Source organism: Salinivibrio proteolyticus, assembly GCF_001996165.1.
In the GTDB taxonomy this organism is placed as follows: domain Bacteria; phylum Pseudomonadota; class Gammaproteobacteria; order Enterobacterales; family Vibrionaceae; genus Salinivibrio; species Salinivibrio proteolyticus.
This window is the reverse complement of the sequence record NZ_MUFP01000010.1, coordinates 42,996-58,594: the sequence shown is the minus strand read 5'-3', so window position 1 is coordinate 58,594 and position 15,599 is coordinate 42,996. Positions and strand designations below refer to the sequence as shown.

General features: G+C 49.4%; 13 protein-coding genes. 6 read left to right on the top strand and 7 right to left on the bottom strand.

Annotated elements, in window-relative coordinates; all coding sequences use genetic code 11:
- Positions 1–88 precede the first annotated feature (88 nt).
- Entirely contained in the window at positions 89–3,184 is a 3,096-nt protein-coding gene (gene ydiJ, locus BZJ19_RS09340) for a D-2-hydroxyglutarate dehydrogenase YdiJ (protein ID WP_077675425.1), read from the top strand.
- 67 nt (positions 3,185–3,251) lie between these two features.
- On the top strand, positions 3,252–3,407 hold the full coding sequence (locus BZJ19_RS17100) for a hypothetical protein (RefSeq protein ID WP_157891173.1): 156 nt from the start codon (positions 3,252–3,254) through the stop codon (positions 3,405–3,407).
- A gap of 77 nt (positions 3,408–3,484) precedes the next feature.
- On the opposite strand, the gene BZJ19_RS09335 is transcribed toward BZJ19_RS17100, so the two are convergent.
- Both BZJ19_RS09335 and BZJ19_RS09330 read right to left on the bottom strand, forming a co-directional pair.
- A complete protein-coding gene (locus BZJ19_RS09335) occupies positions 3,485–5,650 on the bottom strand; it encodes a YgiQ family radical SAM protein (RefSeq protein WP_077675424.1) in 2,166 nt (721 codons plus the stop codon).
- Positions 5,651–5,781: 131 nt separating this feature from the next.
- Positions 5,782–6,660, bottom strand: a complete 879-nt coding sequence (locus tag BZJ19_RS09330; protein ID WP_077675423.1) for a LysR family transcriptional regulator — start codon at positions 6,658–6,660, stop codon at positions 5,782–5,784.
- 99 nt (positions 6,661–6,759) lie between these two features.
- Here BZJ19_RS09330 and BZJ19_RS09325 point away from each other — a divergent pair, with 99 nt between their 5' ends.
- A complete protein-coding gene (locus tag BZJ19_RS09325; protein ID WP_077675422.1) occupies positions 6,760–7,980 on the top strand; it encodes an MFS transporter in 1,221 nt (406 codons plus the stop codon).
- A gap of 5 nt (positions 7,981–7,985) precedes the next feature.
- Here the strand turns inward: BZJ19_RS09325 and BZJ19_RS09320 are convergent, their stop codons facing one another.
- Entirely contained in the window at positions 7,986–9,194 is a 1,209-nt protein-coding gene (locus BZJ19_RS09320) for a GGDEF domain-containing protein (RefSeq protein ID WP_157891172.1), read from the bottom strand.
- 236 nt (positions 9,195–9,430) lie between these two features.
- Between BZJ19_RS09320 and BZJ19_RS09315 the strand changes: the two genes are divergently transcribed.
- The 3 genes from BZJ19_RS09315 to BZJ19_RS09305 all read left to right on the top strand — a co-directional run bounded on the left by BZJ19_RS09315 (position 9,431) and on the right by BZJ19_RS09305 (position 12,205).
- Entirely contained in the window at positions 9,431–10,102 is a 672-nt protein-coding gene (locus BZJ19_RS09315; protein ID WP_077675421.1) for a hypothetical protein, read from the top strand.
- A gap of 85 nt (positions 10,103–10,187) precedes the next feature.
- On the top strand, positions 10,188–10,382 hold the full coding sequence (locus BZJ19_RS09310; RefSeq protein ID WP_069587103.1) for a DUF4250 domain-containing protein: 195 nt from the start codon (positions 10,188–10,190) through the stop codon (positions 10,380–10,382).
- Between the two features lie 239 nt (positions 10,383–10,621).
- Positions 10,622–12,205 (top strand): CHASE domain-containing protein, encoded by a 1,584-nt coding sequence (locus tag BZJ19_RS09305; RefSeq protein ID WP_077675420.1) that lies wholly within the window; start codon positions 10,622–10,624, stop codon positions 12,203–12,205.
- 34 nt (positions 12,206–12,239) lie between these two features.
- Here BZJ19_RS09305 and BZJ19_RS09300 read toward each other — a convergent pair whose 3' ends face one another.
- The 4 genes from BZJ19_RS09300 to pstC all read right to left on the bottom strand — a co-directional run bounded on the left by BZJ19_RS09300 (position 12,240) and on the right by pstC (position 15,535).
- Positions 12,240–12,746: an META domain-containing protein gene (locus BZJ19_RS09300; protein ID WP_077675419.1), complete on the bottom strand. Its 507-nt coding sequence runs from the start codon at positions 12,744–12,746 to the stop codon at positions 12,240–12,242.
- A 254-nt stretch (positions 12,747–13,000) separates the two neighbouring features.
- Complete coding sequence (gene pstB / locus BZJ19_RS09295; protein ID WP_077675418.1) at positions 13,001–13,756, bottom strand: phosphate ABC transporter ATP-binding protein PstB; 756 nt, start codon at positions 13,754–13,756, stop codon at positions 13,001–13,003.
- Between the two features lie 18 nt (positions 13,757–13,774).
- Positions 13,775–14,620, bottom strand: coding sequence for a phosphate ABC transporter permease PstA (gene pstA / locus BZJ19_RS09290; RefSeq protein ID WP_077675417.1), 846 nt, complete (start codon positions 14,618–14,620; stop codon positions 13,775–13,777).
- A 3-nt stretch (positions 14,621–14,623) separates the two neighbouring features.
- Complete coding sequence (pstC, locus tag BZJ19_RS09285) at positions 14,624–15,535, bottom strand: phosphate ABC transporter permease subunit PstC (protein WP_069587109.1); 912 nt, start codon at positions 15,533–15,535, stop codon at positions 14,624–14,626.
- Positions 15,536–15,599: the final 64 nt, after the last annotated feature.

Here is a 15,599-nt window from a genome sequence, read left to right as displayed (position 1 = left end):
CGCTTTGGCTGCGCGTAGAGTTAAGGTAAAGTGACAGCACAACAAAAAGTCACACCAGGCATGGTGGATACTGCGCACAGGAACAGCAATGATACCGGCAATACACCCACAGGCGGGCTTGTCGTCCGCCGTCGTTGATTTTCTAACCGCTTTGCAGCAAGCAGGCTTTGAAGGCGATATTGAGTCAACTTACGCGAGCCGATTGGCGGTGGCGACCGATAACAGCGTCTATCAGGCACTGCCACAAGCAGTGCTTTTCCCCGCGAGTGTGGACGACCTCGCACTCATTGGGCACACCGTACAAGCGCCGCCTTTCAATGCGATTAAATTCTCTCCTCGCGGTGGCGGAACGGGCACTAACGGTCAGTCACTGACGAAACATGTGGTGGTAGATGTTTCTCGCCACATGAATCAGGTATTGGAGGTTAATCCAGAGCAAGGCTGGGTCAGGGTGCAAGCCGGCGTGATTAAAGATCAGCTCAATGATGTCCTGCGGCCTTACGGTTTCTTCTTCTCGCCCGATCTTTCGACCAGTAATCGCGCCACCATTGGCGGCATGATCAATACGGATGCATCTGGACAAGGCTCGCTTCGTTACGGGAAAACCTCTGACCATGTATTGGGGTTAAAGGCGGTACTCGTCGATGGCAGTGTGTTAGATACGCAACCTTTGGATAGTGATCAATTAAATCATGCGATGGAGCGAGACGATCTTGCCGGTCGTGCATTAGAGACTGTCTCGTCGGTGTGTAGAGAGCACCGAGATTTGATTACGCGTACCTTTCCGCCTTTAAACCGCTTTCTTACTGGTTACGATCTCAAGCATGTCTATGATGACGGGATGAGTCGGTTTGATATCGGCCGCGTCTTATGCGGCGCGGAAGGCTCGCTGGCCTTTATTGCCGAAGCGACCTTAAACATTACTCCGATCCCGACTGTACGCACCTTGGTCAACATCAAGTACGACAGCTTTGACTCTGCCTTGCGCAATGCTCCTATGATGGTCGAGGCCAAGGCGTTATCGGTTGAAACTGTCGATGCCAAGGTGTTGGATTTGGCACGCAACGACATTGTCTGGCACACCGTGAGTGATTTGTTGCAAGACGTGCCGGGTAAAACCATGCATGGCATCAACATGGTGGAATTTGCAGGCAATGACGCTGACGATATTGACCAACAAATTACCGCTCTTTGTGACAAGCTGGATGCCTTGATTGAACACGAGCAACAGGGCGTGATTGGCTACCAAATCTGTCGTGATCTCGCGTCGATCAACAAGATTTATGCGATGAGAAAAAAGGCGGTCGGCCTGCTCGGGGCGACGAAAGGGAAAGCGAAGCCGGTGCCTTTTGCCGAAGATACCTGTGTGCCGCCTGAACACTTAGCCGACTTTATTAGTGAGTTTCGTGCCTTATTAGATAGCCATGATCTGCATTACGGCATGTTTGGTCATGTCGATGCGGGTGTGCTCCACGTTCGGCCAGCACTGGACCTATGCGATCCGGAACAAGAGCGAATCATGAAAACTCTGTCAGACCAAGTCGTTGCGCTGGTTGCGAAATACGGTGGTTTGATGTGGGGGGAGCATGGAAAAGGGTATCGCTCAGAGTACGGACCGGCGTTTTTTGGTGACACTTTGTTTACCCAATTACGGCGAGTTAAAGCGGCATTTGATCCGCAAAACCGCATGAATCCCGGCAAAATTTGTACGCCTATCAATAGCGAAGATGCGTTGGTTCGTGTTRATGACACCAAGCGTGGCTTTTATGACCGGCAAATCCCCGTTGAGGTTCGCGACAGCTTTAAAGGAGCGATGGAGTGTAACGGAAACGGGTTGTGCTTTAACTATGACACCGCGTCACCGATGTGTCCGTCGATGAAAGTTAGCTACGACCGTCGCCATTCTCCCAAGGGGCGCGCGGGGATCGTACGGGAATGGTTGCGTCTATTGGCCGAGCAGGGGGTTGATCCGCTCGATGTGGAACAGGCCTTAATGACGCAATCTCCCTCGGTGCGTGAGGTGATGAAAAAATTTGGCCGCTATTTTACGCGACGTAAGCAAGCGGACGATTTTAGCCACGAAGTGATGGAAGCGATGAATGGCTGTTTGGCGTGTAAAGCGTGTGCGAGCCAATGCCCGATTAAAGTCGACGTTCCCAGCTTTCGCTCTCGGTTTATGCAATTGTATTACAGCCGCTACCCGCGCCCGATCAAAGACCACCTCGTGGCGAACATTGAAACGTTATTGCCCCTGATGGCAAAAACGCCCAAGTTAGTAAACGCCGTCACTCAACCCCGCTGGGCACAAGGGTTGACGGCAAAATTGGTGGGATATACAGATACGCCTGCGTTATCGGTTCCCACCTTAGCAGCGTCTTTGGCTGGCGATCATGCGCTAAAATTTGATCTAACTTGGCTGCAAGCTCTGTCTGCGCAAGAGCGTGAAAATTATGTGTTGATTGTCCAAGACCCGTTTACCAGCTTTTATGAAGCACCGCTTGTGCATGATCTTATTCAGCTTGCGCGCCAACTGGGGAAAGTGCCGATGTTGGTTCCGTTTAAGCCCAACGGTAAGGCCCAGCATGTGAAAGGCTTCTTACGCCGGTTTGGGGCAACGGCACAGAATACAGCTGCGTTTCTTAATCAACTTGCTGCGCTGAATATTCCCCTAGTGGGCGTCGATCCGGCCTTGGTGCTTTGCTATCGTGATGAATACTGCGAAGCGTTGGGCAAAAAACGAGGCGATTTTAACGTTCAACTAAGTCACGAGTGGTTGATGTCAGTGGTGCCAACATTGCCGTCAGCGGACAATATAGACGCAGGAACTTGGTACCTGTTTGGCCACTGTACCGAAAAAACACAATTGCCACATGCAGAGCAGCAGTGGGCACAACTGTTCGCTCACTTTGGTGCCGAGCTAAAACCGGTATCGGTTGGATGCTGTGGTATGGCGGGTACCTATGGCCACGAAGCCGATAAGCGTGAGACCTCGCAAGCCATCTACGATTTAAGTTGGTCAGGCAAGTTGGCCGAATTGCCGGTGGAGCGAGTCCTCGCGACGGGCTATTCGTGTCGCAGTCAGGTCAAACGGTTTAGTGAGCAACAATTGCGGCATCCATTGCAGGTATTGCTGCGTTTAGCGTGCACCCGCAGTGATCGTGTCCATACTGAACACGTAAAGTAACATTGAGCTTGCACGTAAATGGGTTTCGCGTACAGTGAAATAATGGCTAAAAACGAAGGCAAAACAGATGCTTAAAACGATTGTTATCATCTTGCTGGTTTTGGTTGGTATCACCGCGGCACAGTACCTTGATGAGGGCACGCAAAAGAAAATTGCGTGGGTTGTCGGTGGTATTGCGGGCGTGCTTGCGCTGATGGTCATTGGCGCCGAGCTATTTCGTTAACTACCTGTTTGCTCGGCAAACGGTTAAACGCCCCCATCGCGCGATGTTGGGGCGTTTTTGATCCTATCGCTAAACGGTTATTTACGCTTGCGAGACGGCTTATTGGTAGTGGCCGACGCACGGCTTTTGCCGCTGGGACGACGAATATCGGGTTGATTCGGATGTTTGGTCGCAAAGCGCTGGGTGCCATGACGTCCAGAGCGGCGCTGACGTCCCACTTTAGTTGGAGCGTCTTCTTTCGGGATCAAACATTTAGGGCCGTTACCGATAAGGTGGCTTTTACCCATACGAACCAAAGCGTCACGGATCAGTGGCCAGTTAGCAGGGTCGTGGTAACGTAACAGTGCCTTGTGCAGTCTACGTTGACGCTCGCCTTTGGCGACGGTGAGATCTTCGCGTTTTTTATACTTCACGCGCTTCAGTGGGTTGGTCTCAGAGTGATACATCGCGGTGGCATTACACATCGGTGATGGGTAGAAGTTCTGCACCTGATCACACTCAAAGTCGTTTTCTTTCAGCCAGCATGCCAGATGCACCATATCCTCGTCCGTACATCCGGGATGTGCGGCAATAAAGTAGGGGATAAGGTATTGTTTTTTGCCTGCTTCTTTGCTGTATTTTTCAAACAGGGCTTTAAAGCGCTCATAGGCGCCCATCCCCGGTTTCATCATTAAATCGAGGGTGTTTTTCTCGGTGTGTTCGGGGGCGATTTTGAGGTAACCCCCAACATGGTGGGTGACCAACTCTTTCACGTATTCGGGTGATTCAATCGCGAGATCGTACCGGACGCCTGACGCGATCAAGACTTTTTTAATTCCTTCGACTTGGCGAGCTTTACGATATAAATCAATTGTATGACGATGATCTGTGTTTAGCTTGTCGCAAATTTTGGGAAACACGCAAGACGGTCGCCGACAGTTGCGCTCGGCCTTGGGATCCGAACAGCCTAAACGATACATGTTCGCGGTAGGGCCACCGAGATCAGAAATGGTGCCGGTAAAGCCGGGCACTTTATCACGAATATCGTTGAGCTCTTCAATGATCGATTCATGTGAGCGGTTTTGAATGATCCGCCCCTCGTGCTCGGTAATCGAGCAGAATGAGCATCCGCCAAAACACCCGCGCATAATGTTTACCGAGGTTTTGATCATGTCGTAGGCGGGAATTTTCGCCTTCCCGTATTTAGGATGAGGGACACGTGCATAAGGAAGACCAAACACGTAATCCATCTCTTCGGTAGTCAGTGGCACAGGAGGTGGATTGATCCAAAGCAGCTGATCGCCGTGTTGTTGGGCCAGAGCGCGCGCTGAATAGGGGTTGGCTTCTAAGTGCATCACGCGACTGGCGTGGGCGTATAAAATGCGATCGTTTTTGAGTTTCTCAAATGACGGCAAACGCACATAGGTATTTTTCGCATCGTGGCGAGAAGGACGAATCGTGATCGGTTTCGCTGCGTCAGGTTCAGCTTTCTTACTCGTTTCACATTGCGTTTCAGTGGCGTAAGGATTCGGCATCACCATGGCTTTACCCGGCTTATCGATGCGCGTTGAGTCAACTTCGGCCATGCCTTCTGGGGGATGCTTCATCATCACTGCTGTCCCCGCGATCCGTGTCATATCAGCCAGTGCTTCGCCCCGCGAAAGACGGTGAGCGACTTCAATCAAGGCACGTTCCGCATTGCCAAACAGCAGAATATCGGCTTTCGCATCACATAACACAGAGCGACGGACTTTGTCTGACCAATAGTCATAGTGTGCTAAACGGCGCAAGCTGGCTTCTATGCCGCCCAGCACAATCGGGGTTTGCTTGTACGCTTCTCGACAACGCTGTGAGTAAACGAGTACAGCGCGATCAGGGCGCTTTCCACCCTCATTGTTAGGCGTATAGGCATCATCATGACGCAGTTTTCTATCCGCGGTGTAGCGGTTGATCATGGAGTCCATATTGCCCGCGGTAACACCAAAAAACAGGTTCGGTTCACCCAATGCCATAAAGTCATCTTTGCTGTGCCAATTAGGCTGTGCAATGATCCCGACTCGAAAGCCTTGTGCTTCAAGTGCGCGACCAATCACCGCCATACCAAAGCTGGGGTGATCGACATAGGCATCACCGGTCACGATGATGATATCGCAGCTATCCCAGCCGAGTATATCCATCTCTTCTCGGGTCGTTGGCAGGAAAGGCGCAGGTCCAAAGCAAGCGGCCCAGTAGGGGGTGTAATCGTAAATAGCAGTTGGTGTCACGTTATCGTCTCTTGGTCAGCCCAGAGGCCTTGAGGGTGATTGGCACCTCAAGACGGGCGATAAATTAGCCGGCGATTTTAGCGGTATTCCTGCATGGAGTATAGGGCTAAATAACGCCAGCAGGTGTTTCATTACGCAGAGGAGGTGTGGGTTTTCACATAGTCAATAAAGGCACGATCAGCTAAAGACAGATAACCATCCTTACGCCATGCCATCGAGATATCGAGGTTAATAGGCTGAGTGAATGGGATCCCCACAATGCCATGCTCATGCTCCGTCACCATCTCGAGCAATGCGCTAATCGCAACGCCATGACGCACAATGTTTAAAATCATCGCCAGCAAGTTTGTTTCCAAAGAAAGTTTGGGGTTTATCGCGTATTGATGGCAAATCTGATCCAAATAATCACGATGGAAATAGCCGGGACGAAACATGATCAGTTCATGATCGAAAAAGGTCTGATAGTCGAGGGTTTGGCACCCGGCAAGTGGGTGTTCCTCACTGACCACTGCGACCATTTGCGAGGAGATGAGAGGCATGGTTTCTAACGATGAGGGCACATCACTGGCAGTGATCACCGCCAGATCGAGGTCACTCTCCAATAGCATCTTTCGCAATGAGTGGGTGCCAGCTTCGATAATGGTTAACTTTAAGTCAGGATAGCGTCGCCGAAACCCCATCAATAAGTCCGGAAAAAAGTAGGAACCCAGCATACCGGGCACACCAATCCGAACCTCGCCCTTTTGCAACCCTTTCAGCTCATCCATTGCGGTGGCCGTATCGCGCATCTGTTGCACCACACGATGCGCATGAGTGAGCAGCACTTGGCCTTCTTGCGTTAGTTGAATCCGCTTCTCGCCGCGCACGAAAAGGGGCATAGAAAGATGGTGTTCAAGCTTTTTGATCGCGATACTCAATGCAGGCTGTGCAATGTGAAGCTCCTGTGCGGCGAGGGTAAAGCTCCCAGCCTCCGCGACAGCAATAAAGTAACGCAGCTGTTTAATGTCCATGTATAAATAATAGATATGGATAATATAAATTTAATATATTTTATTAATCGCATTGCCGTTGCTAGCATGATCACAACTTAACGAGATGATGAGGTTGTCATGATTGAGCTTGGCTCATCGCGTTACCGATTAACGGCCTTTGCTCTGGCATTCGGCTCCTTCCTTATTTTTTGTAATTTATATCTCTTTCAACCTATGTTGCCGGTATTTGCGAGCCACGATGGGATCAGTGAAACCCGTGCCAACTGGTTGCTCGCCGCCGCGACCTTAGGTCTTGCCTTCTCACTCGTCCCGTGGGCGGTATTGTCCGAAAGACTCGGACGACGTCCGATTATGCTAATCAGCCTCTGGATGCTCCCTGCGATCGGGCTTCTGATGGCAGCAACCAACAGCTTTTGGTTGATTGTTGGGCTACGAGCGTTGATGGGCGCAGCATTGGGTGGCTTTGCCGCGGTTGCGGTCGCGTATATGGCTGAAGAATTCTCTGCTAAAGCGTTTGCGATCGCGGTGGGCAGCTATATCAGTGCCAACTCTCTTGGCGGGATTTCCGGACGTGTTGCGGGYGGGATGATGACCGATTGGTGGGGCTGGCAAGGAGCGGTGCTAGGGATGGCCGTATTGAGTTTGTTGGGCGTCGCCTTGGTGACGAAATTATTGCCGCGTCAGCAATACTTTACCCAAGGTAATACCTCGTTATTGGCCCACTCGCGAGGTGTTCTGTCTCACCTTCGTACCCCACGCTTGTGGTTAGCTATGTTAATTGGTGGTATCAACTTTGCGTTATTCGTCAATTTATTTTCGGTGATGGCGTTCCGGCTGGTGGCGCCGCCTTATCAATTGCCGGTGAGTTTGGTTTCGTCGGTCTTTATCTGTTATCTCGCGGGCACCGTTACATCACGATTGAGTGGACGCTGGGTACTTAGGTTCGGTGCTATTCGTGGCATGGCATTTGGCACCATTGTTGCCATGTTGGGCGTATTAGTGACCTTACACCATGACATCACTTGGATGATTGTTGGATTACTGGTGGTTAGTGGTGGGGCATTTTTCACTCATTCCCTCGCTTATGGTTGGGTAAGCCGACAAGCCAATCAGGGTAAAGCGACGGCAACGGCCTTGTATCTGGTGCATTACTACACCGGTGGTAGCTTGGGTGGCTTTTACCTGATTGCTGCTTGGCAACATTACGCTTGGGAAGGCGTAGTAGTCGCTGCGTGCAGCTTGGGTGTTGCTGTGCTGGCCCTTGTGTATGCTCTGTATAAAGCAACGCGAAAAAGCAAACCCGCCGTCTCCTCATCAGAAACGGTGTTAACCCATTAATAGTATTAATTAGTTTCTAGGGCGCTATTGATATAGCTTGCGGTTTCTCTGGCATCGTTGGGGTAGTGCTTACCGACTTGATATTGACGCGTACAGTTGCGACCTTCTGCCTTCGCTTGATAGAGCGCGCTGTCTGCGCGCTCTATCAATGACGACAATGTATCACCAGTTTGATAGCTGGAAATGCCAATTGATGCCGTCACTTTCAGTGGGGTATCTCGTTCGTCAATAAAGACATCCATCGCACGAATTTCATTCAGCAATCGGTCTGCAATCTGTTGTGCGCTGTAGGCATTGCATTTGGGGAGAAAAACGATGAACTCCTCACCGCCAAAGCGACCAAAAATATCTGACTTGCGCAGTCGTTCTTGCACGGCACGTGTGAAGGACTGCAAAACTACATCACCCGCGTAGTGTCCCCATTTATCATTGATACGTTTAAATTTATCCAAATCCAGTAAAAGGACAGAGAAAGGAGAATGCCTTTCTTCACTTATTGCTAAGGCGCGCATTGCCAGCTGCAGGAGCATACGGCGGTTATAAATACCGGTCAGTGGATCAAGCGTGGCTTGGCGATATAGCCTGAGAATCATATGCAACTGTGAGAGCTGTGACCATAACACCATCATTGCAATCACTGTTTGCAGCCAGTAGGACGAAATATTATCTGGATTGAGTAATACACCGCTAAATGAATCGACCCATAAATGACAGGCGAGGGTGATACTCATCAGTGTCAAGCTCTCTCTCATAGTGAGTGGAAAAATCGTCAGCATGACTATCTGGATAATGGGTAATAACGTGTAGCTGTATGAGAATGCGGTATTTTCAGACGGAAAGCCTAGTGTATGGCTGGCTGAGAAGTAAAAAAGGTTGGTGACACAGACCATTGCCATCAAGCCCAGCTTGGCGGCTTTGAGGTTGTTCACTTTGTTGACTGAAAAGCCAATGGTGATCAAGGTGACGGCAAGCATCAAGCGCTCTAGAGAAAGCTGCGCGGCAACGGCTTTATCCGCTAAAAATAGAAAATCAGCGGGTGACCAAGCGATGGTGAGAGCGGCCCAAACATAGCAAAGCACACACAAGCGGCTACGCAAATACGTACTGCGGGTATTGTTAAAGCTATTGGCATGCTTTTTCGCGCTCCAAAGCTCGAGAAAAGAGATTTGAAGCTTGTAGACAACATGACTCATGTTTTCAGTCATTGCACTCATGTCTGCTCCCGCGTGTACAAAGGTTCCGGTGGTACGTCCATTTTTGTTATGATCGCAACGTGATGCTAAATCGTTTTTTGTTGTCATAAGTGTTGGTATTAGCGTGCAAACATTCCAGTATGTTGTACGCATTTACAGTAGTTGTTAGGCCCATTGTGATCCCGCAGATTGTTTACCGTAGAAAGTAGCCATTGTTGCGGGTTTTTTATTGATCGCCATAAGGTTTTTTGTTTGCTATGTACGCGTTAGTTGCTCCTTCTCTTGTGTCTGCCGTTTTAGGTGCGCAACTTGTCTTATCTTTGGCGTTGCTCAAAGGTGAAATTTGTCCGGGCCAGCGGGGCCGCTTCCATCGTGCATATTGGGTGTTAGTGTTTGCATGGGTGATCTTGGTTCCATCTAGCTTTTTAGCCACTATACCCTTTCTGTTTTTAGGCTTATTTGCGTTTCGATCAAAAACTGGAAAAACCCGTCATTCCGGTCCCATTCCTTTGCTTCATGTCGCAAATTTAACGGCATTTGTTGCATGGTTAATCATTACGGCGAGTCAGGGCTGGATGGCCGCTGTGTTTGGCTTGCTGCAAGTGGTTCTTCTGGGAGCCAGTGCCGGACACGGCCTATTGGTAAGGGCAAAATCTCGTCTGCAAGCGTTTGATAGTTTATTGCCGATTGCCRGTGTGCTGGCGTTGATGGCCACGGTGTTACTTGTCGCCGTGGTGGCATCGCTTACGACACTCACCACTATGAATATTAATGCCTTGTTTGCAGGGGTTGGATTAGGCTTATTGGGTATTGCCGCATCCATTTGGCATTTGCTCAAACACACCAAACCTGCATGGTGGCGTTTATTGATTGGGTTTGGTTTTTTATTTGCCGCCAGCGTTAGCCTGAATACCATCGTGATGGGATGATTTGGCGAGTGGTCTCGAGTGTTTCTATACTTTAGGGAGAGCTTGGTTGACCCAACGGGATCTGTCGAAACAAGGAGAGGCCAACATGGACATCAACAATATTCATCGTTTGGATGGGGCAATATTCTTCAGTATCGCGAATGAACGTTTGCGTTTAGAGTGCGATAGCCTTGAATCATTGATGGCGCACTTTGATCTAGATGATGAACAAATTCGAGACAAATTTAACGACATTGGTTGTGAGTACGATCCGCTAACCAACCAACTGAAATTGAAATAACCTATTGGTCTAGTTACTCACCGTTTTAGCGAAGGCTCACCCAGACTTGGAGTGAGCCTTTTCTGTCTTTCTTGGTTAATGTTCTGTTCAGAACACGCTGGCCTCATTCGTGACAACTGTTTTGTTTTTGTTAAAAAATTGATCATCCGTGCTATGAGGCACTACGCTTAATGTGGCGAAATTTTATATAAAAGCGGCCGAACTATCGGCAACACGATATAGACAGAAGGACGTTTGGAATGCCGCGACGCGCATGGAGCATTATTGTAATAACAGTCCTTGTGGGGATAGGTTTCTCTGCACTGACTGGGCATTTGCTGTTCCAGTCTGAGCAAAATGCGATTCGCAAAGAAGTCCAAAAAGATGTCAATAATGCCGCCATGGCTCTGGGCAGGGAAGTCAACCTTGGTCTCGAGCTTCTGTACGCAGTGAAAAATCATTTTGATGCGGGTCATCGCCTCAGTGCACGCAACTTTCAACCGATGACATCAGGCGTGTTGGAGCGCCACCTAAGTTTTAAGTCAATTGAGTGGGTCGATATAGTGATGCATCATCAACGTCGACACTATGTCCAAGATGCGATGCAAGAAGGCTCACAACAGGGAACGGATATTGTTGAGTTCGATGAGTCAGGGGCATTGATCCCTGCTCGGCGACGAGACATGTACTTTCCTATCCGTTTTACGTCGAGCGCGAGCAGTAACCAGTCGGTGATTGGATATGATATGGGATCGACTGCTGTGACTCGCCAAGCCCTTAAAACCAGTTTCAATACCGGTGTACCTGTTGCTACGCCTGCGACGACGGTCAAAAGGGCGTACGGCAGCGTTCAGGGCTTTTTGCTGATTATGCCGATTCTCCGTGACCCAGAACAGTTAAGCGGCGAAGAAACGAGTGACCTCCGCGGCTTTTTAGTCGCGGTCATTGATATTGGTGAGCTTGTTGATCTCGCAATTAATACGGTGATTAATGACGGGATTAACTTCACGCTCAATGACATTACTAATGAGCGAAATCCCCAGCCTTTGCATAGCCAACGAGCCGATTTCAGTTCACCGGTGAACAAGGCGTTAACTCAGCAGTCAGTACCGGTATTTTTTGCAGGCAGAGAATGGCAAGTGGAAGGTTATCCGACGGCTGAATATGTGGCTGCACGTCAGTCTTACATGCCCTATTGGGTGTTCGCGGCAGGCACCGTCATTTTTATTATCATCAGTTACCTGCTGTATCGACTACAACTGAGGACCTTAACCGTACAGGCACAGGTTGATCAGAAAACCCGTGCATTACGGGACGCAAACACCAAACTCGAGTCGATGACGAAATGTGATGGTTTAACCGGACTGTACAATCGCAGCCATTTTGAAGCGGAGTTAGAACGTGAAATTCAGCGGGCACTGCGAGAAGAAACCCCGCTTAGCTTGATGATTGTGGAAGTTGAGCGTTTATCGGATTACAACCTCAAGTATGGCCGTTTAGCAGGAGATCAAGTGCTTCGTCGCTTGTCAGAAGCACTTGATAACATGTTTAAGCGCCCRGGTGATTTGTTATGCCGATACAGTGGCAGCCAATTTGTCGCGATATTGCCGCGTACAGAAGGCGCGCAGCGACTGGCTGAAGAGTGCTTACTGACGGTAAAACGCTTGCAGTTGCCGTTTGAACGGGAAGAGGGTGCAATGCTAGTGGATGTTTATGTCGGTGGGGTAACGCTGAGTGATCATGAACAGATGACGGTTTCACGGATGTGCTCTTACGGGGAGATAGCCCTCTCTCGGGCGAAAGCTGACGAACCAGAACGCTGGCATTGGATGGAGATAGAATAAAAAACGACGCCCGAATGGCGCCGTTATCACAACATTAATCTTCTCGCCCTTTGGTGCGGTGCGGATCAAAAATCGTATAGTAAGGTTCGCCGGCATTCATTGAGTCTTTCTTCGCCGTACTGTTTTTAAAGATCAGAGTGTGCTGCTCGTTTGACAACGAGAGCATATCATTACTGATACTTGCCATACTCCAATCACTCAGTACATGACTTACTGTTTGCTCCATGTTCATTGCTTGAGAAGAACAAGCCATTTTTGTGCTAGCCATCCGGTCGATGCGAAAACGATTATCTTCGATTTGCGCGTTTCCAAAGTAACGGTTGCAGCCGGTGTAGCCACTGACGACCATGTCAGAGTTGACCATTAAGGTCGGGGATCCATCCGCACTGATAGCTTGTTGATCGACCATAGCGAGTTGCCATTTTTGGGCAATATTATCTTTTGATATACCTTCATTAGCATACTCGCCAGAAGGGTTGTAGCTGCTACAAGCGGTTAAACCTGTAGCGACCATGACCGCCATCAACAAGTTTTTCTTCATAATGACTCCTTAGTCACTAACAGTGGATGTCAATTCAAGCTTAGCCAAAAGTGTGACAAGTATGCCAATAAATTAATCGACCAATGTCAACGGAGTGTCTATTTTTGTTCCGCGCAAAAAAAAGGCCCCGGTAGAGGGGCCAAGATATACCATCGCGTGAATTATTATCGTTATGTTTGGAGTTAGGAACCGATGCAAACAAGTGCCTAGTTAGTTAATCACAACTCTATGACACTTTATTGTCAGCGACGTATTTAACCGAAATCACCGTTCACATAGCCTCGTGTTCGGTCATCTTGTGGTTGCGCAAAGAGCGCGGCAGTTTCATCATGCTCCACCAGCTCTCCCATCAAAAAGAACGCAGTGCGGTCGGAAATACGACGGGCTTGCTGCATGGAGTGCGTCACAATGACGATGGTGTAGTCTTGTTTTAATGACTCCATCAAGTCTTCAATTTTTTTCGTCGCGATAGGATCGAGGGCAGAGGTTGGCTCATCCATCAAAATCACTTCCGGCTCCATCGCAATCGTGCGAGCAATACATAAGCGCTGTTGCTGACCGCCAGACAGTCCAAAAGCATGGGCCTTGAGACGATCTTTGACTTCATCCCATAATGCTGCGCCACGTAGTGATTTTTCAACCACTGCATCTAGGTGCTTTTTATCTTTAATGCCTTGGGCGCGTAAGCCATAAGCGACATTGTCGTAAATGCTCATTGGGAAGGGGTTAGGCTTTTGAAACACCATGCCCACTTTAATCCGTAGGCCGGCAACGTCGATATTGCCATAGATGTCTTGATCATCCATGGTGAGTCGACCGTCAATTTGGACACCTTCAATTAAATCGTTCATGCGATTCAAGCAGCGCAAAAGTGTTGATTTCCCACAACCAGAAGGGCCAATCAACGAGGTGACACGCTTGGCGGGAATCGGCAAGTTGATGCTTTTAAGCGCGTGGTTTTCACCGTTACCGTAATAAAGATTTAAATCATTGATTTCAAATTTGTTCATGTCGGGCCTCAGAATGCGTTAATAAGTCGCTTTATTGAATCGGCGTGCAATGAGTTTGGTTAGCATGTTGATAACCAGCACGACAACAATCAGCACGGTGGCAGTGGCGTAGGCTTGGTGCCACTCATGGACGGTGTAAAGCTCTTGCGTGAGCTTGTATAAATGCACCGTAAGCGTGCGTCCTGAATCAAGCAATGTATCAGGGATACGCGCCACCATACCGGCAGTGAGGAAAACAGGTGCAGACTCGCCAATCACGCGACCTACACTAAGAATGATTGAGGTGATAATCCCTGGCATCGCGCTGGGCAGGATTAACTTCCAAATGGTGTAGATTTTGGACGCACCGAGTCCGTACGACCCCTCGCGATAGGTTTGAGGGACGGCCATTAAGGCTTCCTCAGTGGTACGGATAATCACCGGAAGGATCAAAATACTGAGCGTCAAGGCACCGGAAAGAATCGAAAAGCCGAGCCCCAGTACCGCCACAAAAAACGTGAGGCCAAACAGACCAAATATAATTGAAGGAATGCCTGCCAGTGATTCGGTACAAAAGCGGATAACCTTGACTAACTTGCTGCCCACTTTCGCGTATTCAGTGAGGTAAATAGCAGTCATGATCCCCAGTGGCGCCGCAATGGCAATCGAGGCTAGTACCATATAGATGGTGGAGACAATCATCGGCCAAATCCCGGAGGACTCACCAATGCGCGTGTAGTCGCTGGAAATAAATGACCAGTCAACATACTGCAGGCCGTTGCTCAGAATGTACCAGATTATCCAGAACAGAAAGCCGACGGTTAAGCCTGCTGCTGTCCAAATAAACCCTAAGGCTAATTTATCTTGTAATTGACGTGACAACATAACTTATCTCGCTTTCTCGCGGTTCAGGTAAAGCAGCGCGCCGTTGAGTAACATAATGAAAATCAACAAGACGACACCGGTCGCGTACAGGGCACTGGCATGCACGCCCGTGGCATAAGACATTTCTAACGCGATATTGGCGGTAAGGGTACGCGCTGAATCGAGAATGCCTTCTGGCATCGCTGGGGCATTACCCATCACCATGATGATCGCCATGGTTTCGCCCAACGCACGTGCAATCCCTAAAATCACACCCGTCATAATCCCGGAGCGAGCAGCAGGCACAAGCAGCTTAAAGATCGTAAACATCGATGATGCACCAAGTGCCAGAGAGCCTTCTTTATAGGCACGAGGTACGGCGCGTAGCGAGGTTTCAGACACCGTAATGACCGTTGGTAAGATCATGACGGCCAACACGATGACACCGGCAAGCAGAGTGTTGCCCGCTGGAACATTAAAGATGTCTTGGATCAACGGGACGATGATGACCAGACCAAAGAAGCCATAGACCACCGATGGAATACCTGCGAGGAGTTCAACTGCCGGGCGGATGATATTGGCAAGCCATTTCGGTGCGACTTCTGCGATAAAGACAGCGGTGAGCACGGCGACAGGCACACCCAAAAGGACAGCCCCTGCGGTGGATGCTAATGACGCCACAATCATAGGCGCAATGCCGTAGAGTGCGGGCGGAAGCCACTCGCTACCAAAGACGATATCGGTAAAACCAGCGGCAGAGAGTGCGGGAATACTCTCGCGGAAAATGAAGTAGCCAATGGTGGCGAGTGATAACACGCCTACAATGGCACTGAATAAAAACAAAGCGTGAAAAATCTTTTCTCGCCAGTCAACTCGAGTGCGTTTAGTGAGACTCGAGTCCGAGACATTATTTACCTGTTCGGATGCGATGGTCATGATAACAACTCCATGCCAATGAATGGCTAAGGATGTAACAAAAGAGGGCCCAGCCATTTGCTGG